The organism is Bradyrhizobium sp. ORS 375, assembly GCF_000239775.1.
GTDB lineage: Bacteria > Pseudomonadota > Alphaproteobacteria > Rhizobiales > Xanthobacteraceae > Bradyrhizobium.
This window is the reverse complement of sequence record NZ_CAFI01000045.1, coordinates 1-24,780: the sequence shown is the minus strand read 5'-3', so window position 1 is coordinate 24,780 and position 24,780 is coordinate 1. Positions and strand designations below refer to the sequence as shown.

24 protein-coding genes are annotated in these 24,780 nt (G+C 66.3%); 14 read left to right on the top strand and 10 right to left on the bottom strand.

Annotated features, from left to right (window positions below; genetic code table 11):
- From BRAO375_RS04030 to BRAO375_RS04020, 3 genes are all read left to right on the top strand, one after another.
- The coding region (locus BRAO375_RS04030; protein WP_035638865.1) for an ABC transporter permease at positions 1 to 596 on the top strand (596 nt) is incomplete at its 5' end.
- Positions 593 to 1,354, top strand: coding sequence for an ABC transporter permease (locus tag BRAO375_RS04025; protein WP_009026177.1), 762 nt, complete (start codon positions 593 to 595; stop codon positions 1,352 to 1,354). The genes BRAO375_RS04030 and BRAO375_RS04025, both read left to right, overlap by 4 nt.
- A 33-nt stretch (positions 1,355 to 1,387) precedes the next feature.
- On the top strand, positions 1,388 to 2,434 hold the full coding sequence (locus BRAO375_RS04020; RefSeq protein WP_009026176.1) for a 2,5-dihydroxypyridine 5,6-dioxygenase NicX family protein: 1,047 nt from the start codon (positions 1,388 to 1,390) through the stop codon (positions 2,432 to 2,434).
- Between the two features lie 303 nt (positions 2,435 to 2,737).
- On the opposite strand, the gene BRAO375_RS04015 is transcribed toward BRAO375_RS04020, so the two are convergent.
- From BRAO375_RS04015 to BRAO375_RS03995, 5 genes are read right to left on the bottom strand one after another with little or no spacing between them, the layout of a single operon-like run.
- On the bottom strand, positions 2,738 to 3,724 hold the full coding sequence (locus BRAO375_RS04015; RefSeq protein WP_035638863.1) for a 3-hydroxybutyryl-CoA dehydrogenase: 987 nt from the start codon (positions 3,722 to 3,724) through the stop codon (positions 2,738 to 2,740).
- Positions 3,721 to 4,815, bottom strand: a complete 1,095-nt coding sequence (locus BRAO375_RS04010; RefSeq protein ID WP_035638861.1) for an NAD/NADP-dependent octopine/nopaline dehydrogenase family protein — start codon at positions 4,813 to 4,815, stop codon at positions 3,721 to 3,723. Before BRAO375_RS04010 ends, BRAO375_RS04015 begins: the two co-directional genes overlap by 4 nt.
- A gap of 19 nt (positions 4,816 to 4,834) precedes the next feature.
- Positions 4,835 to 6,349, bottom strand: a complete 1,515-nt coding sequence (locus BRAO375_RS04005) for a class I adenylate-forming enzyme family protein (RefSeq protein WP_009026173.1) — start codon at positions 6,347 to 6,349, stop codon at positions 4,835 to 4,837.
- 2 nt (positions 6,350 to 6,351) lie between these two features.
- A complete protein-coding gene (locus BRAO375_RS04000) occupies positions 6,352 to 7,638 on the bottom strand; it encodes an acyl-CoA dehydrogenase family protein (protein ID WP_035638858.1) in 1,287 nt (428 codons plus the stop codon).
- Positions 7,635 to 8,462 (bottom strand): alpha/beta fold hydrolase, encoded by an 828-nt coding sequence (locus BRAO375_RS03995; protein ID WP_009026171.1) that lies wholly within the window; start codon positions 8,460 to 8,462, stop codon positions 7,635 to 7,637. Before BRAO375_RS03995 ends, BRAO375_RS04000 begins: the two co-directional genes overlap by 4 nt.
- Before the next feature lie 171 nt (positions 8,463 to 8,633).
- Between BRAO375_RS03995 and BRAO375_RS03990 the strand changes: the two genes are divergently transcribed.
- From BRAO375_RS03990 to BRAO375_RS03975, 4 genes are all read left to right on the top strand, one after another.
- Complete coding sequence (locus BRAO375_RS03990; protein WP_009026170.1) at positions 8,634 to 9,395, top strand: SDR family NAD(P)-dependent oxidoreductase; 762 nt, start codon at positions 8,634 to 8,636, stop codon at positions 9,393 to 9,395.
- A 42-nt stretch (positions 9,396 to 9,437) separates the two neighbouring features.
- Complete coding sequence (locus tag BRAO375_RS03985; protein WP_009026169.1) at positions 9,438 to 10,274, top strand: enoyl-CoA hydratase family protein; 837 nt, start codon at positions 9,438 to 9,440, stop codon at positions 10,272 to 10,274.
- An 87-nt stretch (positions 10,275 to 10,361) separates the two neighbouring features.
- Positions 10,362 to 12,710, top strand: coding sequence for a bifunctional salicylyl-CoA 5-hydroxylase/oxidoreductase (locus tag BRAO375_RS03980; RefSeq protein ID WP_009026168.1), 2,349 nt, complete (start codon positions 10,362 to 10,364; stop codon positions 12,708 to 12,710).
- A gap of 54 nt (positions 12,711 to 12,764) precedes the next feature.
- Positions 12,765 to 14,012 carry a flavin-dependent oxidoreductase gene (locus BRAO375_RS03975; RefSeq protein ID WP_009026167.1) on the top strand — a complete coding sequence of 416 codons (1,248 nt, stop codon included), beginning with the start codon at positions 12,765 to 12,767 and terminating at the stop codon, positions 14,010 to 14,012.
- Between the two features lie 115 nt (positions 14,013 to 14,127).
- Here BRAO375_RS03975 and BRAO375_RS03970 read toward each other — a convergent pair whose 3' ends face one another.
- Positions 14,128 to 14,586, bottom strand: a complete 459-nt coding sequence (locus tag BRAO375_RS03970; RefSeq protein ID WP_008963203.1) for a cupin domain-containing protein — start codon at positions 14,584 to 14,586, stop codon at positions 14,128 to 14,130.
- Positions 14,587 to 14,606: 20 nt separating this feature from the next.
- Entirely contained in the window at positions 14,607 to 15,803 is a 1,197-nt protein-coding gene (locus BRAO375_RS03965) for an ABC transporter substrate-binding protein (RefSeq protein WP_009026166.1), read from the bottom strand.
- Between the two features lie 302 nt (positions 15,804 to 16,105).
- Between BRAO375_RS03965 and BRAO375_RS03960 the strand changes: the two genes are divergently transcribed.
- The 4 genes from BRAO375_RS03960 to BRAO375_RS03945 all read left to right on the top strand — a co-directional run bounded on the left by BRAO375_RS03960 (position 16,106) and on the right by BRAO375_RS03945 (position 19,259).
- Positions 16,106 to 16,600: a MarR family winged helix-turn-helix transcriptional regulator gene (locus tag BRAO375_RS03960; RefSeq protein WP_009026164.1), complete on the top strand. Its 495-nt coding sequence runs from the start codon at positions 16,106 to 16,108 to the stop codon at positions 16,598 to 16,600.
- Between the two features lie 185 nt (positions 16,601 to 16,785).
- Entirely contained in the window at positions 16,786 to 18,471 is a 1,686-nt protein-coding gene (locus BRAO375_RS03955; RefSeq protein WP_009026163.1) for a benzoate-CoA ligase family protein, read from the top strand.
- A gap of 21 nt (positions 18,472 to 18,492) precedes the next feature.
- Complete coding sequence (locus BRAO375_RS03950) at positions 18,493 to 18,936, top strand: RidA family protein (protein WP_009026162.1); 444 nt, start codon at positions 18,493 to 18,495, stop codon at positions 18,934 to 18,936.
- Between the two features lie 83 nt (positions 18,937 to 19,019).
- Entirely contained in the window at positions 19,020 to 19,259 is a 240-nt protein-coding gene (locus BRAO375_RS03945) for a hypothetical protein (protein WP_009026161.1), read from the top strand.
- A 5-nt stretch (positions 19,260 to 19,264) separates the two neighbouring features.
- Here the strand turns inward: BRAO375_RS03945 and BRAO375_RS03940 are convergent, their stop codons facing one another.
- Complete coding sequence (locus BRAO375_RS03940; protein WP_009026160.1) at positions 19,265 to 19,822, bottom strand: DUF1236 domain-containing protein; 558 nt, start codon at positions 19,820 to 19,822, stop codon at positions 19,265 to 19,267.
- Positions 19,823 to 20,034: 212 nt separating this feature from the next.
- Between BRAO375_RS03940 and BRAO375_RS03935 the strand changes: the two genes are divergently transcribed.
- Entirely contained in the window at positions 20,035 to 20,310 is a 276-nt protein-coding gene (locus BRAO375_RS03935; RefSeq protein ID WP_009026159.1) for a hypothetical protein, read from the top strand.
- A 269-nt stretch (positions 20,311 to 20,579) separates the two neighbouring features.
- Here the strand turns inward: BRAO375_RS03935 and BRAO375_RS03930 are convergent, their stop codons facing one another.
- Positions 20,580 to 21,953: a vWA domain-containing protein gene (locus tag BRAO375_RS03930; RefSeq protein WP_009026158.1), complete on the bottom strand. Its 1,374-nt coding sequence runs from the start codon at positions 21,951 to 21,953 to the stop codon at positions 20,580 to 20,582.
- Positions 21,954 to 21,958: 5 nt separating this feature from the next.
- A complete protein-coding gene (locus BRAO375_RS03925; RefSeq protein ID WP_009026157.1) occupies positions 21,959 to 22,918 on the bottom strand; it encodes an AAA family ATPase in 960 nt (319 codons plus the stop codon).
- Positions 22,919 to 23,182: 264 nt separating this feature from the next.
- Between BRAO375_RS03925 and BRAO375_RS03920 the strand changes: the two genes are divergently transcribed.
- Together BRAO375_RS03920 and BRAO375_RS03915 are read left to right on the top strand one after the other, a co-directional pair.
- On the top strand, positions 23,183 to 23,596 hold the full coding sequence (locus tag BRAO375_RS03920; RefSeq protein ID WP_009026156.1) for a TspO/MBR family protein: 414 nt from the start codon (positions 23,183 to 23,185) through the stop codon (positions 23,594 to 23,596).
- A gap of 247 nt (positions 23,597 to 23,843) precedes the next feature.
- Complete coding sequence (locus BRAO375_RS03915; RefSeq protein WP_009026155.1) at positions 23,844 to 24,743, top strand: LysR family transcriptional regulator; 900 nt, start codon at positions 23,844 to 23,846, stop codon at positions 24,741 to 24,743.
- Positions 24,744 to 24,780: the final 37 nt, after the last annotated feature.

The window sequence follows — 24,780 nt, the reverse complement described above, 5'->3', positions numbered from 1 at the left end:
GGCGGATGGCGATCGGCTTCGGGCTCGCGCTGGCTTTCTCGATCCCGCTGGGATTGCTGATGGGCCGCAGCCGCGCGACCGCCGCTTTCTTCAATCCGCTGCTGATGCTGATCTACCCGGTGCCGAAGGCCGCGCTGATGCCGATCATCATGCTGTGGCTCGGCGTCGGCGATATCTCGAAGACGCTGGTGATCTTCCTCGGCGTCAGCCTGCCAGTGATCTATCACAGCTTCGAGGGCGCCAAGGCGGTGGAGGAGAAGATGCTGTGGTCGGGCGCGGCCATGGGCCTGTCGCCGGTTCAGCGTCTGCTGCGCATCGTCCTGCCCGCCGCACTGCCGGAGATTCTGACCGGCTGTCGCACCGGCCTCGTCCTGGCGCTGATCACGATGGTGACGAGCGAGATGATCGCGCGGCAGTCCGGCGCCGGCAACATCCTGTTCAATGCGCTCGACATGGGCCAGTACGACACCGTGTTCGCGATGATCATCATCGTCGGCGCGATGGGCATCTGCCTCGACGCCGCGTTCGAGGTGATCCGTCGCTGGCTGGTGCGCTGGTCGGAGCCGCAGTTCGACATGCCGCTGAGCTTCTCATGACGCCCACCTCCAACGACGTCCTGCTCGGAGCCGCGCCGATCGTGCTGGTCCTGCTGCTATGGCAGGGCTTGGTGTCGTTCGGCTACGCGCCGCCGACCCTGCTGCCGCCGCCCGGGCAGGTGTTCCTGCGCATGGCGCAGCAACTCTCCAGCATCACCTTCCAGCAGGACATCGCCGCGACCTTGTTCCGGCTGTTCGCGGGCTTCGCTATCGCCGTCGTGCTCGGCGTCTCGCTTGGCATCGCTGCGGCGGTGAGTCCGCCGGTCAACGCCGCCGTCAAGCCGATCGTGCGGGTGCTCGCGCCGCTGCCGAAGGTCGCGCTCTATCCGGCCTTCCTGCTGCTGCTCGGCTTCGGCCACGAATCCAAGATCATGCTGGTCGCGGCGGACGCGCTGTTTCCGATCCTGCTGTCGACCTATTATGGCGCCACCACCGTCGAGCAGAAGCTGATCTGGTCGGCGCTCGCCGCCGGCACGCCGCCGCGCGATGTGCTGTGGAAGGTCGTGCTGCCCGCCGCCATGCCGTCGATCCTGACCGGCTGCCGCATCGGCCTCGTGATCTCCTGCATCGTGGTGTTCCTGGCCGAGATGATCACCTCGACCGACGGGCTCGGCCACGTTCTGGTGACGGCCGCGCGCACCTTCCAGGCCGTCGACATGTTCGTGCCGCTGATCACGATCTCGCTTTTGGGCCTCATTCTCAACGCCCTGCTGCAGGGCCTGCGGGCGTATCTGCTGCGCGGCTTCCCCTCAGTCTGATAAAAGCAACCAACAACAATCGGGAGAACGACCATGCTGGCGGATCGCATCGAGGCGAAATGGATCGACGCATTCTGCGAGATCTTCGAGCGCTGCGCCGTGAAGGCCGGCGACACCGCCGCCATCCTGTCGGAGACGCAGTCGCGGCCGCTCAACGTGCACATCGCCGAATTGGCGCTGCTGCGCATGGGCGCGCGTCCCTTCCATGTCGTGGTGCCGACCCCGCGCAACCCCCATCCGGTCCCGGTACGATCGACCGGCGCGTCGGAGGCCATCGGCAAGCTTGGCCCCGTCGTGACCGCGCTCCAGCAGGCCGGCTTCGTCGTCGACTGCACCATCGAAGGCCTGATGCATGCGGTGGAGACGCCGGAAATCCTGAAAGCCGGCGCGCGCATTCTCGTGATCTCCAACGAGCATCCCGAAGCGTTGGAACGCATGCGTCCTGACTCCGCGCTGGAGAAGCGCGTGCGCGCCGCCGCCAAGATGCTGCGCGGGACGAAGCGTATGCGCGTGACGTCGAAGGCCGGAACCGATCTCGACGTCGTCATGGAAGGGGCCTCCACCGTCGGCGTCTGGGGCTGGACCGATCGTCCGGGCACGCTCGCGCACTGGCCGGGCGGCATCGTGGTCAGCTTCCCGAAAAGCAAATCGGTCAACGGCACCATCGTCATGGCGCCCGGCGACATCAACCTCACCTTCAAGCGCTATCTGAGCTCGCCTGTCACCATGACCATGCGTGATGACTACATCACCGCGCTCGAAGGCGAGGGCGCTGACGCCGCGATGATGCGCGCCTATCTGGCGTCCTGGGGCGACCGCGAGGCGTACGCCGTCTCGCATGTCGGCTGGGGCATGAATCCCGGCGCGCGCTACGAGGCGCTGACCATGTACGATCAGCGCGACACCAACGGCACCGAGCTGCGCGCCGTCCCCGGCAACTTCCTGTTCTCCACCGGCGCCAACGAATTCGCCGGCCGCTACACGGCGGGGCATTTCGATCTGCCGATGATGGGCACCACGATCGAGCTCGATGGCATGGTCGTGATCAAGGATGGCGTGCTGCAGGACGTGTTCGGGTAGGTCAGCGGCAGACGCTCGCGACACTGGCTCCCGTTGCGCTGCTGCGTTTCCTCACCACCGTCATCGTCCGCCAAACGTGCAGCCTGGCTCAGTGGACGATGGAAGGCCCCGCTGCGCGACAAGCCCTCCGTCGTCATCCCGGACGCCCGCGCATCGCGCGCGAAGATCCGGGATCTATAACCCCCAGCGCGATGTTTGAGCCCCGACCTGGGCCACTTGCCTGCCTTGCAGAGCCGCAGGTGGTTATGGGTCCCGGCTCGAGGCCGGGACGACAGCGGCGTGCGCTGACGACTTGCGTCGTGCTCAATCCACCACCGGCGGCCGGGCCAGCTTGAAATGCCTGAGCATGTCGACCAGCGCGCCGAGTCGTTGCTCGCGATAGGCGGCGACGTCCATCCCGGAATAATCGAGAAATCCCGCGCCGGTTCGCAAACCGATGCGTCCCTCGGCCATGTTTGTCTCGATCACCTCGGGCGCGCGGTAGCGGTCGCTGCCCAGCGCGCCTTCGAGATAGCGGCTCGCGTAGTAGAGAATGTCGCCGCCGCCCCAGTCGATGAATTCGAGCAGGCCGAGCACCGCGTAGCGGAATCCGAAGCCGTAGCGGATCGCCTTGTCGATCTCCTCGGCGCTGGCGACGCCTTCGCCGACCATGCGCGCGGCCTCGTTCATGGCGAGCGCCTGGATGCGCGGCACGATGAAGCCCGGTGTCGCCGCGCACACCACCGGCACCTTGCCGATGCCTTCGAGCAGCGCCTTCAGCCGCGCCGTCACGTCGGGATCGGTGGCCTTGCCCGGCGAGATCTCGATCAGCGGGATCAGATAGGCCGGATTGAGCCAATGCGCATTGAGGAAGCGCTCGGGCTTCTCGACCGCGCCGGAGAGATCATCGACCAGGATCGTCGACGTGGTCGAGGCGATGATGACGTCCGGCGCCACAGCGCGCGAGGCCGCGCCGAGCACCTCGCGCTTGAGGTCGACGATCTCCGGCACGCCTTCGAACACGAGCGTCGTCCGCGCCAGTACTTCGCTGCTCGCGCCGGCTGGAGCGACGGTGACTTTGGCCATCAGCTTGTCGGCATCCGCCGCCTGCAGCATCCCGAGCCGCGCCAGGGTCGCGAAGGTCGCGCTGATCTCGCCGAGCGCCTCGCGCTCCAGCTTCGCGAACTCCTCCGCCGTGCGCGGCTTGATGTCGATCATCGTGACGGGATGACCGGCATAGGCGAACGCGACGGCAATGCCGCGGCCCATGCGGCCGGCGCCGAGACAGGCGATGTGACTGCGCGGGCTCATGCGGCGAACCCGTTGCGCAGCAGCGCCTGCAACGCCGCCCGGTCGAGACCGCCAAGGCCGAGGCTGGCCAGCGTGCGTCCCGTCGTCAAGAAATCCTCGCCGCAGATCGCGCCGCCGATGGCGAGAAAGGCACGGGCGAGCGGCGTTGGCGTGCCGGTCAGCTCCGCGGCCGAGATCAGGAACGACAGACCGAGCCGGAGATCCTCGCGCATGTAGCGATGCTCCGTCAGCACCAGCTGTTCGCGCCAGTCGCCGGAATCGGTGAGCCGGTCATGCGAGCCGCGCCCATACATCCAGATCTCGCCGTGCTTGGCGTAGTGATGCGCAAGCGGAAAATGCGGCGCGCCGTAGCCGAGCGCTTCGCGCACCGCGATCCTTTCAGCATCGAGCGCATCGGTGACGCGGCGGATCGATGGCTGCGTGCCCTCCTTGTGAATGTCCCAGCGCTCGAAATGCTCGATCGGGCCGGCATTCATCACGATCAGCGGCGGATGAATGATGCAGCCGGCATTCATCAGCGCACCCGACAGCGCATCGCCGCACGGCTCGATCACGCCGGGGAAGGCGCGGCCGATGACATCAAGCGCATGCGCGGCGGTATTCAACGGAAACACGCCGACGGGGAGCCGCTTGGCGCGAATGGTGATCGCGACCTCGAACGGCCCGTGCTTGCGCGTCAGCCAGGGCAGGGTGCCGGTCTCGGCGTAGCTGACCTCGGCTTTGTTGCCGGCATCGCGCGCGGCCGCGGCGAAGATCATCGTGCCGAACGTCGCCGGCGGCAGAAACACGACTTGGCCGGCGGTGAGATGCGGCGCCAGCTGCTTCGCGATGTCGGCTTGCGCGAAGGCCGGCGCCGGACAGAGGATCAGCTCGGCACCGCGGACAGCCTCGCCGATGTCGGTCGTCACCAGCGCGAGCCTCGCCTCGTGCCGGCCGTTGACGTCCTTGACGATGATCGTCGATCCTGCCGCCCGATGTTGCGCCACCAGCTCAGCGTCACGGCGCCAGAACCTGACCTCGTGACCCCCGAGTGCAAAATCACCTGCTGCCGCGAACGAGCCGTTGCCGCCGCCGAGCACTGCTATTTTCAAGATCGCATCTCCGGTTCGATCATGTGGGCCCGTCGATCTGCCGCAGCAGATGATGCTGCACCTTGCCGAGCGCGGTGCGCGGCAGATCGTCGACGAAGACGATGTCGCGCGGCACCTTGAAGCGCGCGAGCTGCGCCTGCAGATGCGCGCGCAACGTCTCGGCATCGAGCGCGCAATCTTGGCGCTTGACCACGAACGCCACCGGCACTTCGTCCCAGCGCGGATCGGGCCGGCCGATTACGCCGCAATCCACGACGTCGGGATGCTCGTTCAACACGCGCTCGATCTCGGCCGGATAGACGTTCTCGCCGCCGGAGATGATCATGTTGTTCTTGCGCTCGAGCACGAAGAAGTGCCCGTCCGCATCGCGCTGCGCGATGTCGCCGGTGCGGTACCAGCCGTCGTGGATCGCCTGCTGCGTGGCTTTGGCGTTGCCCCAATATTCGAAGAACACGTTGGGCCCGCGCACGGCGATCTCGCCTGGTTTGCCGGCCGGCAGCTCCTCGCCATCCCGGTCGATGATCTTCGCCTCGCAGCAGAGCCCGGCCAGGCCGGTGGAGCCCGTGCGCGAAAGATCGCCGCCAAGACGCGTGTAGACCGCGATCGGGCAGGTCTCGGTCGAGCCATAGACCTGCAGCACCGGCACGCCGCGCGCGGTGATGCGCGCGATCAGCGCTGGCGGCACGATGCTCGAGCCGGTCGAGACGGCCTTGAGCGAGGAGAGGTCGGCCTGGGCCCAGCCGGGATGCTCGGTGACGGCCTGGACGGTCGCTGGTACCAGGACCGTCAATGTCGGCCGCTCGCCAGCGATCGCCGCCAGCGTCGAGTCCGGCGTGAAGCGCGCGTGCAGCGTGACCGTGGCGCCATGATGCAGCGCCGGCGTGGTCTGGATGTTGAGGCCGCCGACATGGAACAGCGGCAGCACCGTCAGCACGTGATCGTCCGAGGTGAGGCCATGCATGTGCTGGCTCATCATCCCGTTCCACAGCAGCGCCTCCTGGCGCAGCACGGCGCCCTTGGGCCGGCCTGTCGTGCCCGAGGTGTAGACGATCAGCAGCGGGCAGGAGAGATCGATGTGCGGGTTGCGATCGTCACCGCGGCCGCGGGCCAGCAGATCATCGAGCTGCAATCCGCCGGATGGCGTAAAATCGACGCCGACCGGCACGGTCTCGGGATGTTGCGCGGCAAGCGCCGGCAGCACCGGCGCAAACGACTGCTCGAGCACCAGCACCTTCGCGGCGGCATCCGACAGGATGAAGAGCTGCTCGGCGACCGCGAGCCGCCAGTTCAGCGGCACCAGGATCGCGCCGAGCCGCGCGCAGGCATAGAGCAGGACCAGATAGTCCGGTCGGTTCAAGCTGAGGATCGCGACGCGGTCGCCGCGTCCGACGCCGAACTCGGACTTCAGCGCCCGCGCCGTGGACGCGATGCGTCGGCTGAATTCGGCATAGGTGAGCGTCGCGCCTTCGAAGCGGATCGCCGGCTTGTCCGGCGTGAACGCGGCGTTGCGCTCGATCAGGCTGCAGAGGTCCACGCTCAGTCGTCCGTCTCGCCGGGCTCGTACAGCGCCTCGCGGCCGATGCGGTCGAGGCACAGCTCAGCGGTCCAGGGCAGCATCAGCGAGCCGCAGCGGCTGTCGCGATAGATGCGCTCCAGCGGCAAGGTCTTGAGCATCGACTGGCCGCCGCAGGTGCGGATGGCCAGCGCCGCGAGCTCGTTGGCGCCCTCCATCACCGAGTACTGCGCGGCATAGGCGCGCAGCACCTGCTCCTTGGTCGGATTGGCGCGGGCCTCGGTGACCGCCTGGAACCAGATGCCCTTGATCTGCTCCAGCTTGATCTGCATCTGCGCCACCGCGATCTGCTTCGTGGGGTACATCCGCCGCTTGACCGGCGGCATTCCCGGCACCTCGCCGCGCAGATATTTGAGCGTGAAATCGTAGGCCGCCTGCGCCAGCCCCATATAGGTCGGCGACAGCGTCATGAACATATGCGGCCAGCGCAGCGCCGCCTGGAAGTAGACGCCGCGCGGCATCAGCGCCGCGTCCTCCTCGACGAACACGTCCTTGAACAGCAGCGTGCGCGAGACGGTGCCGCGCATGCCAAGGGGATCCCAGTCGCCGACGACGGACACGCCCTCGGCGTTCGCCGGCACCGCGAGATACAGGGTGTTGCGACGAGAGGCCTTCTCGCCTTCGCTGACCTCGGTGCAGAGCACCCCGTAATAGTCGGCATGCCCGGCGAGCGAGGCGAAGATCTTCTTGCCGCTGACCAGCCAGCCGCCCTTGACCGGCTTGGCCTCGGTGCCGAACGCAACGCCACCTGCCGCCGCTGCGCCGCCTTCCGAGAACGGCTGCGAGTAGATCGCGCCGTCCTCGACGATGCGCTTGTAGTGGATGGCACGCCGCCGCTGGTGCTCGGCGCGGACGTCATCGTCCATGTCGAGATCGTCGGCGAGCGGCCCGGACCACAAGGTCGAGCAGACATGCATGTTCCAGGTCAGCGCCGTGGCGCCGCAATAGCGACCGATCTCGGCTGCGGTCAGTGCATAAGTCTGGTAGCCCGCGCCGAGGCCGCCGAGCTCCTTCGGGACGGAGATCCCGAGCAGGCCGGCGCGATGCAGGTCCTTGTAGTTCTCGGTCGGAAAGCTGGCTTCGCGATCCCACGTCGCCGCGCGTCCCGCGAGCACGCTCTGTCCGAGCTGCCGGGCACGGGTGATGATGTCGGCCTGCTCGGCGGTCAGCCGGTACGCGGCGGGATCGAACATCGGCGCATCGAGCGCCTCACCGGATGCCGTCGCCGTTTTCTGGACCTGGATGGTCATCGTGCCTCCGCAGTCGTCGTCGCGTGTGCTTTGAGAAAGGCGTCGAGCGCGGCGTTGAATTCGCCGGGCCGCTCGAGATTGACGAGATGGCCGGCGCCTTCAAGCTCGACATAGCTGGACGAAGGAATGAAGCTCGCCATCTTCTCCATCATCGGCGCCGGCGCGTTGCGATCTTTCGAACCCGACAGGACCAAGGTCGGCACCCTGATCTCCTTCAAGGATTGCCGCCTGTCGAAACCGAGCAATGCCAGCATGCTGGCGCGATAACTGGCTTCGGGCACGGCGGCCATGCAGGAGGTCGCAACCGCTACTCCCTGCGGATCCGGATCGTCGCCGACCAGCTCCTTGACGAGATCCGGCGCGAGCGAGGCCATGGTGGCGCCGCGATCGAGCGGACCGAGGCGGGCCTCGATGAAGGATTTCTGCCAGTCGCCGTCGGCCTTGCCGAACGCCGGACTGGTCTGCGCCAGCACCACCGCGGCGGCTGCGTGCGGATGCGCGATCAGCCATTCCTGCACGATCATGCCGCCGATGGAATGTCCGACCAGAATCGGCTGTGGGGCATCGATCTGGATGAGAAAGTCCTGCAGCGCGGCCGCAAGCGTGCTGATGCTGACATCACCAAGCCGAACGGATCCGCCGTAGCCGGGCATGTCCCAGGCGACCGCGTGACAGTCCGCGCCGAAATGTCCGAGTTGGTCTCGCCACGCGCGCGCGGCGCCGCCGATGCCGTGCAGGAAGACAATGGTGCGCCGCTGCGGCTCGCCGGCGGCCTCGTAGCCGAAGCGGCCGTCCTTCGTGGTCAGGATTTGCGAAGCAGGCACGCAGACCTCCGGGATGCGCCCGTTGCGGCAACGCTGCGCGCAACGGACCCATGAACGCTAGTCGCGGCGCACGGGGTGTCAAGCCGCTTCGCGCGCGTTGTTGCAAAAATTTGAAGTTTAAAATAACTTCGGTGCTGCGATCGTATTGCAAGAGATGAGGAGGCGCGCGCAATGTCCGGACTGCCTGCAGCGGCGCATGCCATGGTGACGGGCGGCGGGCGCGGCATCGGCCGCGAGATCGCGCGCGCCCTGAAGCTTGCGGGCGCAACCGTGACGATCGTCGGTCGCAACCGCGCAACGCTCGATGAGGCGGTGGCCGCCGGCTGTGCCGATCATGTTGCCATCGCCGATGTCGCCGATCAGGCCGCGCTTAATGCCGCATGCGCCGAGGCGGCTGCGCGCCGGCCGATCGACATTCTCGTTGCCAACGCCGGGAGCGCGGAGTCCGCGCCGTTCCTGAAATCCGACGCTGCGCTGTTCCGCCGCATGATGGACATCAACTTCATGGGTGTGGTTCACGCCGTTCAGGCCGTGCTGCCGGCGATGAAAGGCCGGCCTTACGGCCGGATCGTCGCCGTCGCATCGACGGCGGGCCTCAAGGGCTATCCCTATGTCAGCGCCTACACCGCCGCGAAACATGCCGTCGTCGGACTGACGCGTTCGCTGGCCCTTGAGCTGGCTGCGACTGATATCACCGTCAATGCCGTCTGTCCCGGCTTCACCGATACCGACCTCGTCGCGGATAGCGTCGACAACATCATGAAGAAGACCGGACGCAGCCGCGAGCAGGCCGTGGCCGAGCTCGCCAAGCACAATCCGCAAGGCCGCCTGATCAAGCCGCAGGAAGTCGCTGACACCGTGCTGTGGCTGTGCGGTCGCGGTGCCGGCGCGATCACCGGACAGGCGATCGCCGTGGCGGGCGGCGAAGTCTAAGCCGGACCGTCGAAACAGAACAATCGAACAAAGGGAGCTCACATGTCGAGACCGGCCAATCCCGTCACCGTGCCGCTGGCGGACTACAAGCCGAGCCATTTCCTGCTCACGGTCAAGGACCGGGTGGCGACGGTCACGCTGAACCGGCCGGAGCGGAAGAATCCATTGACGTTCGAGAGCTATCGCGAGCTGACCGATTTTTTCCGAGCCTGCGCGTTCGACGATGACGTCAAGGTGGTGGTCGTGACCGGTGCGGGCGGCAATTTCTCCTCGGGTGGCGACGTGTTCGAAATCATCGGACCGCTGGTGAAGATGGACACCAAGGGGCTCACCGCGTTCACGCGTATGACCGGAGATCTCGTCAAGGCGATGCGCGCGTGTCCGCAGCCGGTGGTCGCCGCTGTCGAGGGGATCTGCGCCGGCGCCGGCGCGATCGTCGCGATGGCCTCCGACATCCGGCTCGCCGCGACCGGCGCCAAGGTCGCGTTCCTGTTCAACAAGGTCGGTCTCGCCGGCTGCGACATGGGCGCCTGCGCGATCCTGCCGCGCATCGTCGGCCAGTCGCGCGCCTCCGAGCTGCTCTACACCGGCCGCTTCATGAGCGCGGACGAAGGCGAGCGCTGGGGCTTCTTCAGCCGGATCGTTGCACCGAGCGACGTGTTGGCGCAGGCCGTCGCGCTGGCCAACGAGATCGCCAACGGCCCGACCTTCGCCAACACGATGACCAAGCGCATGCTGGCGATGGAATGGGCGATGTCGGTGGAAGAGGCGATCGAGGCGGAGGCAGTTGCCCAGGCGTTGTGCATGACGACAGAGGATTTCAACCGCGCCTTCGAAGCCTTCGCCGCCAAGTCGAAGCCGGTCTTCCAGGGCAATTGAGCTGCCGCCGGAACCGAAGGGGCTTGCCAGGAGATATTTTAGGTCTAAAATAATTTCCGTTGGCTCGGCTCTCCAGTGGAGGCGCTCATGAAGATCGCGATCATCGGCGGCGGACCTGCCGGTCTCTATGCGGCGATATTGCTCAAGAAGCAGCGGCCCAAGGCCGACATCGCGGTCTACGAACGCAACCGTGCCGACGACACGTTCGGCTTCGGCGTGGTGTTCTCCGACGCCACGCTCGACAATTTCGAGAAGCACGATCTGCCGAGCTACCAGCGCATCACCCAGGAGTTCGCCTACTGGGACGACATCGCCGTGCACTTCCGCGGCACGGTGCACCGGGTCGGCGGCAACGGCTTCTGCGGCTGCTCGCGCCGCACCTTGTTGCGGATCCTCCAGGAGCGCGCGAGAGAGCTCGGCGTCACCCTGCACTTCGAGATCGATCTCGAGGACGAGGCGCAGTTCGCAGATGCGGACCTGTTGATCCTGTCAGACGGCATCAACAGCCGCTTCCGCCAGAAGCATGTCGATCACTTCCAGCCTGAAGTGGACCTGCGCGCCAACAAGTTCGCCTGGATGGGCTCGACCAAGCCGCTCGATGCCTTCACCTTCATCTTCCAGGAGACGGAGTGGGGCCCGTTCATCGCGCACGCCTATCAGTACGAGGCGGGGCATTCGACGTGGATCTTCGAGACCGATCCCGAGACCTTCGAGAAGGCTGGCCTGACCGGTCTCGACGAGCGGCAGTCCGCCGACCGGATGAAGGAGATCTTCGGCTGGTTCCTCGGCGATCATCCGCTGCTGATCAACCGCTCGATGTGGCGCAACTTCCCGATGATCCGGAACAAGCGCTGGGTCAAGGACAACATGGTGCTGCTGGGCGACGCCAAGTCGACGGCGCATTTCTCGATCGGCTCGGGCACCAAGCTCGCGATGGAGGATGCGATCGCGCTGGCCGACGCCATGCAGCGCGCGCCGACCATTCCGGCAGCGCTCGATCTCTATGAGCATGGCCGCCGCGAGGAGGTCGAGAAGACGCAGCACGCGGCCGACGTCTCGCTGGTCTGGTTCGAGCATGTCGACCGCTTCTGGGATTTCGATCCGGTGCAGTTCGCGTTCGGCGTCATGACGCGCTCGAAGGCGATCACCTACGACAATCTCACGCTGCGCGCGCCGGATTTCGTGGCCGAGGTCGACAAGGCCTTCGCGCGCCAGGTCCGCGCCAAGGGCTTTGACGTCGACGTCGAGAAGCCCTCGGCGCCGATGTTCCAGCCGCTCAAGCTGCGCGAGATGACGCTGGCCAATCGCGCCGTGCTGTCGCCGATGTGCATGTACTCGGCCGACGAGGGCGTACCCGGCGATTTCCACCTCGTGCATTACGGCTCGCGCGCCATCGGCGGCGCCGGCCTGCTGTTCACCGAGATGACCTGCGTCAGTCGCGACGCTCGCATCACGCCCGGCTGCGCCGGCCTATGGACCGATGTGCAGGAAGCGGCCTGGAAGCGCATCGTCGATTTCGTCCATGCCAACTCTCAGGCCAAGTTCGCGCTGCAGCTCGGCCATGCCGGCCGCAAGGGCGCGACCAAGCTGATGTGGGACGGCATGGACCGTCCGCTGGAGAAGGGGGGCTGGGATGTCGTGTCGGCATCGCCGCTGCCGTACTTCCCGGACAGCCAGGTGCCGCGGGAGCTCGACCGTGGCGCGATGGACGCGATCAAGGCGGACTTCGTCGCGGCGGCCGAGCGCGGTGATCGCTGCGGCTTCGACATGCTCGAGCTGCATTGCGCCCACGGCTACCTGCTCGCGAGCTTCATCTCGCCGCTCACCAACAAACGCACGGACGAGTATGGCGGCTCGCTGGACAACCGCTTGCGCTTCCCGCTGGAAGTCTTTGCCGCGATGCGTGCGGCGTGGCCGGCGCACAAGCCGATGTCGGTGCGCATCTCCGCGACTGACTGGGCCGAGGGTGGCATTACGGGCGACGACGCGGTGCTGATCGCCCGCGCGTTCGGTGAAGCGGGTGTCGATCTCGTCGACGTCTCGACCGGCCAGACCGTGCGCGAGGCCCGGCCGATCTACGGCCGCATGTTCCAGACGCCGTTCTCCGACCAGGTCCGCAACGAGGCCCATGTCGCGACCATGTGCGTCGGCAACATCACGACGGCGGATCAGGTCAACACCATCCTCGCCGCCGGCCGCGCCGATCTCGTCGCGCTCGGCCGTCCGCATCTCGTCGATCCGGCCTTCACCATGAAGGCCGCCGCCTGGTATGGCGCCGAAATGTTCTGCCCGCCGCAATATCTGCCGGGCAAGGAGCAGATCTTCCGCAACAGCGTGCGGGAGCGGCAGGACTTCGAGGAGCTGAAGATTAAGGCTAAGCCGAAAACGCGGGCGGAGCTGAAGGCCGAGGCTGCGAAGCCGCTTGCGGCGGAGTAAGCCGCCGTGCGACGCTATCGCCCGGTACGTCCAATGTCAGTGGAGTAGGGGACGATGAAGGCGATCATCGTTGGCGGCGGTATCGGCGGATTGACGACAGCCCTGATGCTGCGGGCGCGCGGCATCGATTGTGAGCTGTTCGAGCAGGCGGATGCGATCCGCGAGCTCGGGGTCGGCATCAACACCCTGCCGCATGCGATCCGCGAGCTCGCCCAGCTCGGGCTGCTCGACCGGCTGGATGAGGTCGCGATCCGCACCTACGAGCTGTTCTACCTCACCCGGCGCGGCCAGGAGGTCTGGCACGAGATCCGCGGCGTCGACGCGGGCCATGATGTGCCGCAATTCTCGATCCATCGCGGCCGGCTGCAGAGCGTAATCCATCAGGCTGTGATGCAGCGGCTCGGGCCGGAGAAGGTCCACACCGGCTGCCGGCTCGGCTCCTTCACCCAGGACGAGGGCGGCGTCACCGCCTATTTCTTCGACCGCGCCGGCTCTCACGTTCACACCGTCCGCGGCGACGTGCTGATCGGCGCCGACGGCATTCATTCCAAGGTCCGGCAGACGCTGTTCCCGAACGAAGGCGCGCCGTGCTGGAATGGGCTGATGCTATGGCGCGGCGCCACCGACTGGCCGGTGTTCCTGACCGGGCGCTCGATGATCATCGCCGGCGGCCTTAACGCCAAGGCGGTGATCTATCCGATCGCCGAGGGATCGAGCCCCGCAACCCGCCTCACCAACTGGGCCGTGCTGGTGCGCATCGGCGATGCCAACACCGCGCCGCCGCGGCGCGAGGACTGGTCGCGGCTGGGCAAGGCCGACGAGCTGATGCCGCATGTCAACGGCTTCTCCATTCCCCAGGTCGACTTCGCCGCGATGGTGCGCGCGACGCCGGAGTTCTGGGAATATCCCTGCTGTGACCGCGATCCTCTGCCCTACTGGTCGAGCGGGCGCATCACCTTGCTCGGCGATGCGGCGCATCCGATGTACCCGGTCGGCTCCAATGGCGCGTCGCAGGCGATCCTCGATGCCCGTGCGCTCGCCGATGCCTTGGCTCGATCCGAGCATCCGCGCCAGGCGCTGATGGCCTATGAGCAGAAGCGGCTGCCGATGACGGCGGAGATCGTGGCGTCGAACCGACGCGGCGGGCCGGAGGGCGTGATCGATGCGGTCGAGCAGCTGGCGCCGCAGGGGTTCACCGACATCAACACCATTTTGAACTACGAGGCTCGCGAGGGCATCGTGCGGGGCTATGCGAGCCGGGCTGGCTTTGCCGCACGGATGGTGACGCGCCAGGCCTCCTAGTCGCATTGAGACTGCCCGTGTGGCTGCCCCTCACCCCGACCCTCTCCCCGTAAGAACGGGGAGAGGGAGAGCACCGCCTTCTGCCGTAAAGTTCGATCCCAGGCGTCAGCCTGACTCACGCTCCCGGAGGCGGGGGCAGGAAGTGGATGTTGTGCTCGGCGGCGAGCTTCACAACGTCGTCGGGGTTCTGCTCGCGCATGTTGTGGATCGCCCAGAACAGCTCGTAGAGCCGGCGCGTCGGCGACACCCAGAACAAGGTCTTCGCGGTCTGCTGCGACTTGTTGAAGATGCCGTGCGGCTTGCCCATCGGCAGCCGCACCGTGTCGCCGGCGGTGGCGTATTCCTCGGCGCCGTCGAGGAAGAAGTCGAGCCGGCCCTCGAGGATGTAGAGATACTCGTCCTGGTCGGGATGGATGTGCGGCGGCACGAAGGTGCCGACGGGGAACGTCGCATGCCAGGAGAAACTGTGCTCGGTGCGATTCTTCGGCACGTAGATCTGGCCGAGGATGTTCCAGGAGATCCCCTGGATGCCCTCATTGGCCCGGGTGATGCCGGCGATTTCCGGATGGCTCATATTGGTTTCGCTCCCTCTTGTTACTTGGCCGCACAGTCCTTGGCGTAGCGGTCGGCGTAGTTCTCGAACACCTTCTGCACGATCTCGGTCTGGAACTTGCCGTCGGGCCGCTTGGCGACCTTGGTGAGATAGAAGTCCTGGATCGGATAACCGTTGGTGTTGAACTTGAAGTTGCCGCGCAGCGAGGCGAAATCGGCCTTCTTCAGGGCCGCGGACACCTTGTCCTTGTCGACGAGGTCGCCCCCGACCGCCTTCACGGCACTGTCGATCAGCAGCGCGGCATCATAGGCCTGCATCGCATAGGTGCCCGGGACGCTGTTGTAGGCCGCCTCATAGCCGGCGACGAACTTCTTGCTCTGCGGATTGTCGAAATTGGGCGCCCAGTTGGCGCCGCCGAACATGCCGACAGCCGCATCCTGCTGCGCGGGGAGGGTGGATTCGTCGACCGTGAAGGCGGAGAGCACCGGGACCGTGTCGGCGAGGCCGGCCTGCTTGAACTGCTTGACCAGGTTCACGCCCATGCCGCCCGGCATGAACGTGAACACGGCGTCCGGCTTCTGCGACGAGATCTTCGACAGCTCAGGCTGGAAGTCGAGCGTATTGAGCGGAACGTAGGATTCCTCGACGATCTCGCCCTTGTAGTCCAGCTTGAAGCCCGCGACGGAATCGCGCCCCGCCTGGTAGTTCGGAACCAGCAGGTACATCTTCTTGTAGCCGCGATCCTGCGCGACCTTGCCGAGCACCGCGTGCACCTGGTCGTTCTGGTACGAGGTCACGTAGAAATAGGGGCTGCACTCCTTGCCGGCGTAGCTGGAGGGGCCGGCATTCGGGCTGATCAGGAAGGTTTTGTTCTCGGTGACGGGCCGATGGATCGCCTGCAGCATGTTGGAGAAGATCGGACCGACGACGAAGTCGACCTTGTCGCGCTCCAGCAGGCCTTTGACCTTGGTGATCGCGGCGTCCGGCTTCAGCTCGTCGTCGGCGACCACCACCTCGACGTCCTTGCCGCTCATCTTGCCGCCGAGGTCCTTGATCGCGAGATTGAAGCCGTCGCGAACCTGCCCGCCGAGCGCGGCCGCGGGCCCGGACAGGGTGACGATGACGCCGATCTTGATCTTGTCGGCGGCGAATGCCGGCTGGGCAAGCAGGCTCGCGACAACGCCAAAACCAGCACCAAGACCAGCACGAAGACCGGCCAGCTTCGAACTCATTTTCATGACAACTCCCCGGGATGCGGAAATTCAGGTTTATGTTTTTTGCACCTGACCAAAGGGTGGTCAGACCGCAGCTTGGTCTCAAACCTAGTCTGATCACGCCCTCAGCCGCAAGCGAGCTGCTTGCGGAAAGGGCAGTTTCCGCCTTATGCAAGCGCCGCGCCAATTGCTTGAAGGTTAAAGGAATTGCCGTCCTGATTGACCGGCGCAAATGACGGTACGTTTTTCCTTGCTCCCAACAGGCCCTGAAGGTCAAACTCATGAGCCACGCCCGATAAGGCTGAACGTGTCCCAGTGATTCCGTCATGACGCTTGATTCCGAGACCAAGGCCGTCGAACTGCCCGAGGACCACGCCGACGAGTTGCGGCTGTGGCTGCGCCTGCTCACCTGCACGACGCTGATCGAGGGCGAGATCCGCGGCCGCCTGCGTGAGCGCTTCGACGTGACCTTGCCGCGCTTCGACCTGATGGCGCAGCTCGACAAGGCGCCTGACGGCATGACGCTGTCAGATGTCTCCAAGCGCATGATGGTGTCGAATGGCAACGTCACCGGGCTGGTGGAGCGCCTCGTCGAATCCGGCCATCTCGATCGCCGCACCTCGGATACCGACCGCCGTGTCCAGGTGATCCGGCTGACCAAGCTCGGGCGTGCCGAATTCCGCAAGATGGCGGCCGAGCACGAGACCTGGATCGCCGACATCTTCGGCGAGCTGACAGAGAAGGACGTGCGCGAGCTGATGCGGCTCCTGGCCAAGACCAAGGGCTCCGCGCAGAAGGCCGTGCAGCGCCGGCAGGACTGAGGTCGGCCTGACAAGACGTCGCAGGCGCACCGCCCTGCGCGGCAAACGCTCAAACAATTTGCGGGCAGTGCACAATCTTCGGCTCTCTTCCGCTCCTCTCGGCCCTTGCGTCCAATTGTTTTAAGTCTAAAATGTTTAGGACTGAAACGTGCCGGGCGTCCTTCCCTTTGAGACAGGAGCGTGTGATGGCCACTGCCGCCAAGGTTCAGCAGCCGGAGAGCGCCAGCGCGCATGCGCACAGCGCCCACGTCGACACTTTCGCTCAGGATCATCTGCCGCCGCGCGAGCTGTGGCCCGACTTCGTGTTCAGCCGGCCCGAATTCCAGTATCCGCCGCGGCTGAACTGCGTGACGCATTTCCTCGACCGGTGGGTCGAGGAGGGGCGGGGCGATGCGCCCTGCATCATCAGCACAGAGGTCAGCTACACCTATGGTGAGCTGCAGGCCCTGGTGAACAGGATCGCCAACGTCCTGGTCGGCAAGCTCGGTCTCGTGCCCGGCGGCCGCGTGCTGCTGCGCTCCGCCAACAATCCGATGATGGTCGCGACCTATCTCGCGGCGATCAAGGCCGGCGGCATCGTGGTGGCCACCATGCCGCTGCTGCGCGCCAAGGAGCTGTCCTATCCGATCCAGAAGGCGCAGATCGCGGTGGCGCTGTGTGACGGCAAGCTCGCCGACGAGATGGAAAAGACCCGCGCCGTTGCACCGGCGCTGAAGCAGGTCGTGTATTGGGGCAACGGGCAGCCCGATGCGCTGGAAGCGCTGATCGCCGATGCAAGTCCGGAGTTCACTGCGGTCGATACCGCCTCCGACGATCTCTGCCTGATCGCCTTCACCTCGGGCACGACGGGCGATCCCAAGGGCACGATGCATTTCCACCGCGACATGCTCGCGGTGTGCGACGGCTACGCCCGCAACGTGCTGCGCGCCAGCCCAAGCGATCGCTTCATCGGCACCGCGCCGCTCGCCTTCACCTTCGGCTTTGGCGGCGTACTGTTCCCGATGCATATCGGCGCGTCCTATGTCGTGCTGGAAAAGACCGCGCCGGACGATCTGCTCGCCGCGATCGAGCGCTGTAAGGCGACCGTCTGTTTCACCGCGCCGACGGCCTATCGCGCCATGCTGGGCAAGCTCGAAGGCCGCGACATCTCCTCGCTGCGCAAATGCGTCTCCGCCGGCGAAACGCTGCCGAAGCCGACGTTCGAGGCCTGGCTGAAGGCGACCGGGCTGAAGCTGATGGACGGCATCGGCTCGACCGAGATGCTGCACATCTTCATCAGCGCAGTGGAGGACGAGATCCGTCCCGGCGCCACCGGCAAGCCGGTGCCGGGCTACGAGGCCAAGATCGTCGACGACGAGGGGCGCGACGTGCCGCCGGGCACGATGGGCCGGCTCGCGGTGCGCGGCCCCACCGGCTGCCGCTATCTCGCCGACGAGCGCCAGCGCAAATATGTCCAGAACGGCTGGAACGTCACCGGCGACACCTATGTGATGGATGAGGACGGCTACTTCTGGTACCAGTCCCGCTCCGACGACATGATCGTGTCGTCGGGCTACAACATCGCCGGCACCGACGTCGAGGCGGCGCTGCTGACGCATCCGGCGGTTGCCGAATGCGGCGTGGTCGGCGCTCCGGACGAGGCGCGCGGGATGGTCGTGAAAGCCTATGTCGTGCTGGCGCCGGGGGCCGAAGGGACACCAGCGCTGGTGGCCGAGTTGCAGGAGCATGTCAAACGCGAGATCGCGCCGTACAAATATCCGCGCGCGATTGAGTTCGTGACGCAGCTGCCCAAGACCGAGACCGGCAAGCTGAAGCGGTTCGCCCTGCGGCAGATCGCGCAGGCGGCCGCCGCTTCGGGTACGGCCGCGTAGCAGAGATAAGGAGAGACGTTCGTGAGCACGAGCAAAGCGCCCACGCTCGCCGTGGTGAAGCAGGATGATGCGAGCCCGCGCGTGCTGCAGCCGAGCGGCTGGCCGATGCCGAAGGGCTATGCCAACGGCATCAGTGCCGAGGGCCGCGTCGTCGTCACCGGCGGGGTGATCGGCTGGGACGAGACCGAGACGCTGGCCGAGGGCTTCGTCGCACAGGTACGGCAGGCGCTGCAGAACATCGCGGCGATTCTGTCCGAAGGACAGGCACGGCCCGAGCATCTCGTGCGGCTGACCTGGTACGTCGTCGACATGGAGGAGTATCTCGGTAATTTGAAGGAGCTCGGCCGGATCTACCGCGAGATCTTCGGCAGTCACTATCCGGCCATGGCGCTGGTGCAGGTCGTCAGGCTGGTGGAGAAGGCGGCGCGCGTTGAAATCGAGGCCACCGCGGTGGTGCCGCGCTGAGGCCAGGTCGGCACGAAGATGGTGAGATCATGTCCCGGGATAGGAACCAGACTCGCCTCCGCGCCTTCTCCTCGATGGCACGCTTGATCTTCAGCGATTTCCGACAGCCCGCGGCCGCTGAGGCCTACGACATCGCGCTCGACTTCCTCTGGCGCACTGGCGCGGTCCGCGACGAGTTCGCGACCTATCAGTTCCTCGCGGCCGAGATCTCGCGGATGGTGGATCGTGGCCAGACCAGCCGGCTGAGGATGGCGAACCTCGCCATTTCCGCGCATCAGCGGTGTTTCGCGACAGTCGAGGGACGCGACCCGAACATCGTCTGACGGGTTCAGGCGACTCCGGGCACGATCGCGACGACGCGCCGCGTGTGCTGGTCGACGATGACGAGCTTGTCCTGCACCAGCACATACTGATCGCCCCAATAGCCGTTCATGATCTGCGTGATCTCCGGCGGGATGTCCTGCAACTGCACCTGTCCAGGGACGGCGGAGCCGATCATCATCTCGAACTGCGCCTGCTGCACGCGCGGAGCGTTCTGCCTGCTGATGACGTTCTTGACCTGGCTGCGCGCCTGATCGCTGAGCGACAGCGGCTGCGAGCTCTGCTTGATGGCGCGCTCGCGACCGCCGGTCGCGTCCGCTTGTCCGGCCGGATCGTTCTTGCCAACGGCGCTTTCGGCCGCCTGCTGCGCCGGCATGGTGCGGCCGACGGTGGTGTCGGATGTCGCTGACGGATTCGCGCCCCCGTTTGGTGTTCCGATCGGATTTCGGGTGACGAACGGCCAGGCGATGAGGGCGACCAGCAGCACGGCGAGCGCGCCGCCGCCGGCCATCGCCATCGTGCTGATGCGCCGGCGATCGGGATCGTTGCGGTCATTGTCGATCATGGAGGCCTCCGAGAGATGCCGAGATGCTAAGCGTCCTCGCTGGCATCCGTTCCTGCCGCCATCGACTGTGGTCGTGGAGCTGCCCGTAGTCCGAACAAATGTGGTTGCCGGACGGGATTTCTGCCGACGGACGGACTCGAGATCGCCATGTCGCAGACAAGAACCTGTTCGAGCGTGGCCGCGACGTGGCGTGTGGGAGCAGGGGGACAATCGTGGACTGGAAGTTAGTGGTAGCAACCGCGCTGGCGGCGGCCCTCGGAGCGGCGGCCGGCGGATGGGCGCTCGCCAATGCCGGGGGCGGCGGCGTCGAGCACCAGGCTGACGCCAAGATGCTGGAGATCAGCATCGCCATCCTGCGCGAGCCGGCGCGGGTGGATGACGATCCGATGCGGTCATGGGCGGTGCGGGTGGTGGAGAAGAAGTCGGGCGTGAGTTTTACGGACCAGCAGCGTGCGGCGTTGTTGAAGCGGGCGGCAGGGGGACGGTAGCTCGGGAAACGCTGCGTAGGATGGGCAAAGGCACGCCTGCGGTGGCGGTTGTTTGTTGGCGCTGTCTGATCGCGCCGTGCCCACCATCCTTCGCGGATGGTCCGCCGGTGAACACGCCGTCGCGCGGCTTGCGCCGCACCACGTCTTTGCCCACCTACGAATCCCTCGGCGTCATTGCGAGGAGCGTAGCGGCGAAGCAATCCAGGGTTATGGAAACGGCCCTGGATTGCTTCGCTTCGCTCGCAATGACGCGTGGTGAGAGCCTGCGCCTACTGATACGCCGACACGATGTCGCTGACCGCGCGCTCAAGCTGCTGCGCCGTGGCGCACGGGCGCACCACGTTGCAGAAGGTCTGGTAGCGCGGCATTTCGGAGTCCCCCCAGCCCCAGGTGACGCGGCCTTCCGGGTTGAGCCAGACGACGCGCTTGGCGCGTTCGGAGATGGCTTTCAAAATATCCGCGCGCGGATCGAGCTTGTTGCTGCGGGCGTCGCCGAGCACGATCACGGTGGTCTGCGGCGTCACCGAGGCCATGAACTGCTTCTCGAAATCGACCAGCGAGGAGCCGTAGTCGGACGAGCCGAAGCCGACCTTGTGCATGATCTCGGCCATCGCGTCCTCCGCGGACTTCCGCTCCAGGATCTCGCTGACCTCGATCAGATGGCCCGAAAACGCGAATGAGCGGACGTCGCTGACGACGTCGTGCAGGCTGTGGATCAGGAGCAGGAAGAAGTCGGAGACGCGGGCGACCGAGCCGGAGACGTCGCACAGCGCCACGATCTTGGGGCGGTCGCGGTGCTTCCGCTTCCAGGCGGTGAGGAAGGGGACGCTGCCCCAGGCGGCGTTGCGGCGGAGCGTGCGGCGGACGTCGAGATGGCCGCGGCGCTGGCGCTTGCGGGGCTTGCTGTAGCGCTCGCGCAGGCGGCGCGCGATCTGCCGGATCAGCGCCCGCATCTCGGCGACCTGGCGCGGCTCGATGCGCGACAGCTGCGCATTGCGCAGGATCTCGTGGCGCAGGTTCTCGGTCTCCTCGCGGCCGTACAGCGCCAGCGCCTGCGCGACCGCATCGCGCACGGTGTCGCGCAAGCCGTCGAGGCCGGCCTGCAGCCGCTCGGCGAGCGCCGGGGTGGTCTCCGTCAGCGCGTCGAGATCGTCGCGCAGCCGCTGGATGCCCATGGTCTCCAGCATGCGGCTGGAGTACAGGCCGCGCTGGGTGAAGTAGCGGATCTCGGACAGGCCGACGGCGCTGGAGGCGTTGGCGATCGCGGCCGAGATGTCGGCGGTGTTCTGCGCCAGCAGCATCTGGGCGAGGGGGCCGAGCTCAGCATTCGCCTCACCGCCGGCCGGTTGTCCGGGTGGCGGAGCCGCCTGGGCCTCGTTCGACGCCGCGTCCTGCTGCGTCTCGTCATTCGCCTCGGCCTGCGCCGGATCGACATGGGCGAAGAACAGATCGAAGCAGGCGCCGAGCGCCTTCTTCTCGTCCTCGCTCTTGGCGAGCGTCAGCAGCATCGTGTCGCGCAGGACCGTGCGATCGGCGACACCGACGCTGGCCACCGCGCGCATCGCATCGATGCTCTCGGCCGGCGAGACGTGCACGCCGGCGCCGCGCGCCGCCCGGAAGAACCGATGCAGGTTCTCCTGCATGGCGCCTACCCGAAGATGTTCTGGCGCTGCGCCTTGGCGACGAAGGTCGTCACCTGCGGCAGTGCCACCTCGATGTCCGACTCGTATTTCAGCAGCACGTTGAGCGTGTCCTTGACCATCTCATGGCCGAGTTCGGCGGCTTGCAGCAGCACCAGCACGCGCGCCCAGTCGATGGTCTCGCTGACGGAGGGCTGCTTCTTCAGGTCCAGCGTCCGGATGTCATGGATGAAGGCGACGAGCTGGCGGCGCAAGGTCTGCGAGATGCCGGGCACGCGGCTCTCGACGATGCGCTCCTCCAGCCGCTGCTCGGGGAAGCCGATATGCAGATGCAGGCAGCGCCGCTTCAGCGCGTCGCCGAGATTGCGCTCGGAGTTGGAGGTCAGGATCACGGTCGGCGGCTTGGCCGCCGCGATGCTGCCGAGTTCGGGGATCGTGACCTGGAAGTCGGAGAGGATTTCCAAGAGCAGCGATTCGAACTCGGCGTCGGACTTGTCGATCTCGTCGATCAGCAGCACGCAGCCTTCGGGCTCGAGCAGGGCCTGCAGCAGCGGTCGCGGCTCGACGAATTCCTTGGAGAAGAACACGTCGCCGAAATCGTGCAGCTGGCCGAGCGCGGCGTGCAGGGTCTGCGCGCCGCCGAGCACCTCGCCGAGCTTGTCTTTCAGGATCTGGGTGTAGAGCAGCTGCTTGGCGTATTTCCACTCGTACAGCGCCTTGGCCTCGTCGAGGCCCTCATAGCATTGCAGCCGGATCATCTTCAGGCCGCGCCAGGCGGCGATCGCCTTCGCAAGCTCGGTCTTGCCGACGCCGGCCGGACCCTCGACCAGGATCGGTTTGTCGATCGCCTGCGACAGATAGACGGCGGTCGCGATCTGGCGGCTGGCGATATAGCCCTGCGCGGCGAGGCCGGCTTCGACGGCCGCGATCGAGGCGATGGCTGAGGAGGGGGCCGGGGAATCAGCCACTGAGAAAGCTCCGTTCCTGGTATCAGGACCCCGGCGCTGAAGTGATCGGCGTTCCCGGTCCCTGGACATTGGCGCCAGGGGAAAACCCTGACTTTTCCTCGCATTGTGTTATGTCCTGGCTACGCGCAGCGGGCGGCCCTGTCCAGTGCGCGCGTGGGTGCTCCGGCCGCATGGCTGCCGGTCGCCAGCGGATCAGCCCTGAAGAATCACGCCGAGCGGAATATGAACCGATCCATCCTGCATCTCCTCGTCCTCCTGGTCCTCGTGGTCGGAGGCGGCTGGATCATCGGCGCCTCCAACATGCCCGGCGCCTGGTACGGCTCGCTCAACAAGCCCTGGTTCACCCCGCCGGGCTGGCTGTTTCCGATCGCCTGGACGGTGATCTACATCCTGGTCGCGCTCGCCGGCTGGCGCACCTATGAGCGGGTCGAGAGCGGCGCCGTGATGCAGGTGTGGTGGGGCCAGCTGGTGCTCAACTTCGCCTGGTCGCCGGTGTTCTTCACCGCGCACCTGATGTGGGTCGCGTTCGCGATCATCGTCAGCATGTTTGTGCTGATCGTGACGTTTATTGTGATGCAGTGGCGCGAGGATCGCACAGCGGCGCTGCTGTTCGTGCCTTATGCGTGCTGGGTCGCGTTCGCGTCGGTGCTGAATTTCTCGGTAAACGTGCTGAATTGAGATGAGGCGGGCTAATGAGCCAGGTCATAGGACGGTTGGCTAAGCTGCCGCGGCATCCTCCGCTGTCGTCCCTGCGAACGCAGGGACCCATACCGCGGACGGCCGATTGTCGGAAAAGACTCGGAGTCGCCTTTCGCGCTCAACAATCACGGCCGGTGGTTATGGGTCCCTGCGTTCGCAGGGACGACAGCGGGGGGTCGGGTCGGCAGCGGGGCAGCCTTACGCTTGCTCGTCGAGCCCCCCACCCATGAACCTCAAGCAGCTCGAATATTTCGTCCAGGTCGCCGAGCTCGGCTCGTTCAGCAAGGCCGCCTCCGTGCTCGACGTGGCGCAACCCGCGCTGTCGCGACAGGTGCGGGCGCTGGAGTCCGAGCTGAAGCAGCAGCTGTTCGCGCGCAATGGCCGCGGCGTCGAGCTCACCGAGGCCGGCAAGCGACTGCTCGACCACAGCGTCGGCGTGCTGCAGCTGGTGGCGCATGCGCGCGAGGATCTTGGCGCCAGCCGCGACGCGCCGGTCGGCCGCGTCACCATCGGCCTGCCGCCGAGCATCGCGCGGCAATTGACCCTGCCGCTGATCGACCGCTTCCGGAAGGAATATCCGGCGGCGCGGCTCGCCGTCGTCGAGGGCCTGTCGACGCATGTCGTGGAGTGGATCACCTCGGGCCGCATCGACGTCGGGATGGTCTACAACCCCGACGCCCAGGCCGGCATCGAGATCACGCCGGTGCTGCAGGAGCCGTTGGCGCTGGTGAGCCACGCGCCCAAGGGCAAGCGTCGCGTCACCGCGCCGCTGCCGATGGCCGAGCTGTCGCGCTACAGCCTGATCATGCCGGAGCGCGTGCACGCGATGCGGCGGCTGCTGGAGACGCAGGCGGCGCTCGCCGGCATCAAGCTCGACATCGCCTGGGAAGTGTCGAGCGTGCCCTCGATCATCGATCTCGTCTGCGCCGGCTACGGCCACGCCGTGCTGACCCCGAGCGGTGTGGCGGCGTCGGGGCGGGCGAGTGAGCTCGCGATCCGGCCGCTGACCGAGCCGGCCCCGACCAGTGTGCTGTGCTTCGTGACCTCGGCGCACAAGCGGCCGACGCCGCTGGCGCAGCAGACGATGAAGCTGGCGACAGCGCTGATCCGGAAACTGCCGCGATGAATCGCGCATAATGTCAGCTCGGGCGGTGCCACCCTCT

Excerpts from the sequence above, each read along its gene's own strand:
- BRAO375_RS04025 (WP_009026177.1), top strand. The coding sequence starts at position 593 with ATGACGCCCACCTCCAACGACGTCCTGCTCGGAGCCGCGCCGATCGTG.
- BRAO375_RS04020 (WP_009026176.1), top strand. The coding sequence starts at position 1,388 with ATGCTGGCGGATCGCATCGAGGCGAAATGGATCGACGCATTCTGCGAG.
- BRAO375_RS04015 (WP_035638863.1), bottom strand. The coding sequence starts at position 3,724 with ATGAGCCCGCGCAGTCACATCGCCTGTCTCGGCGCCGGCCGCATGGGC.
- BRAO375_RS04000 (WP_035638858.1), bottom strand. The coding sequence starts at position 7,638 with ATGACCATCCAGGTCCAGAAAACGGCGACGGCATCCGGTGAGGCGCTC.
- BRAO375_RS03990 (WP_009026170.1), top strand. The coding sequence starts at position 8,634 with ATGTCCGGACTGCCTGCAGCGGCGCATGCCATGGTGACGGGCGGCGGG.
- BRAO375_RS03985 (WP_009026169.1), top strand. The coding sequence starts at position 9,438 with ATGTCGAGACCGGCCAATCCCGTCACCGTGCCGCTGGCGGACTACAAG.
- BRAO375_RS03980 (WP_009026168.1), top strand. The coding sequence starts at position 10,362 with ATGAAGATCGCGATCATCGGCGGCGGACCTGCCGGTCTCTATGCGGCG.
- BRAO375_RS03975 (WP_009026167.1), top strand. The coding sequence starts at position 12,765 with ATGAAGGCGATCATCGTTGGCGGCGGTATCGGCGGATTGACGACAGCC.
- BRAO375_RS03970 (WP_008963203.1), bottom strand. The coding sequence starts at position 14,586 with ATGAGCCATCCGGAAATCGCCGGCATCACCCGGGCCAATGAGGGCATC.
- BRAO375_RS03965 (WP_009026166.1), bottom strand. The coding sequence starts at position 15,803 with ATGAAAATGAGTTCGAAGCTGGCCGGTCTTCGTGCTGGTCTTGGTGCT.
- BRAO375_RS03960 (WP_009026164.1), top strand. The coding sequence starts at position 16,106 with ATGACGCTTGATTCCGAGACCAAGGCCGTCGAACTGCCCGAGGACCAC.
- BRAO375_RS03955 (WP_009026163.1), top strand. The coding sequence starts at position 16,786 with ATGGCCACTGCCGCCAAGGTTCAGCAGCCGGAGAGCGCCAGCGCGCAT.
- BRAO375_RS03940 (WP_009026160.1), bottom strand. The coding sequence starts at position 19,822 with ATGATCGACAATGACCGCAACGATCCCGATCGCCGGCGCATCAGCACG.
- BRAO375_RS03930 (WP_009026158.1), bottom strand. The coding sequence starts at position 21,953 with ATGCAGGAGAACCTGCATCGGTTCTTCCGGGCGGCGCGCGGCGCCGGC.
- BRAO375_RS03915 (WP_009026155.1), top strand. The coding sequence starts at position 23,844 with ATGAACCTCAAGCAGCTCGAATATTTCGTCCAGGTCGCCGAGCTCGGC.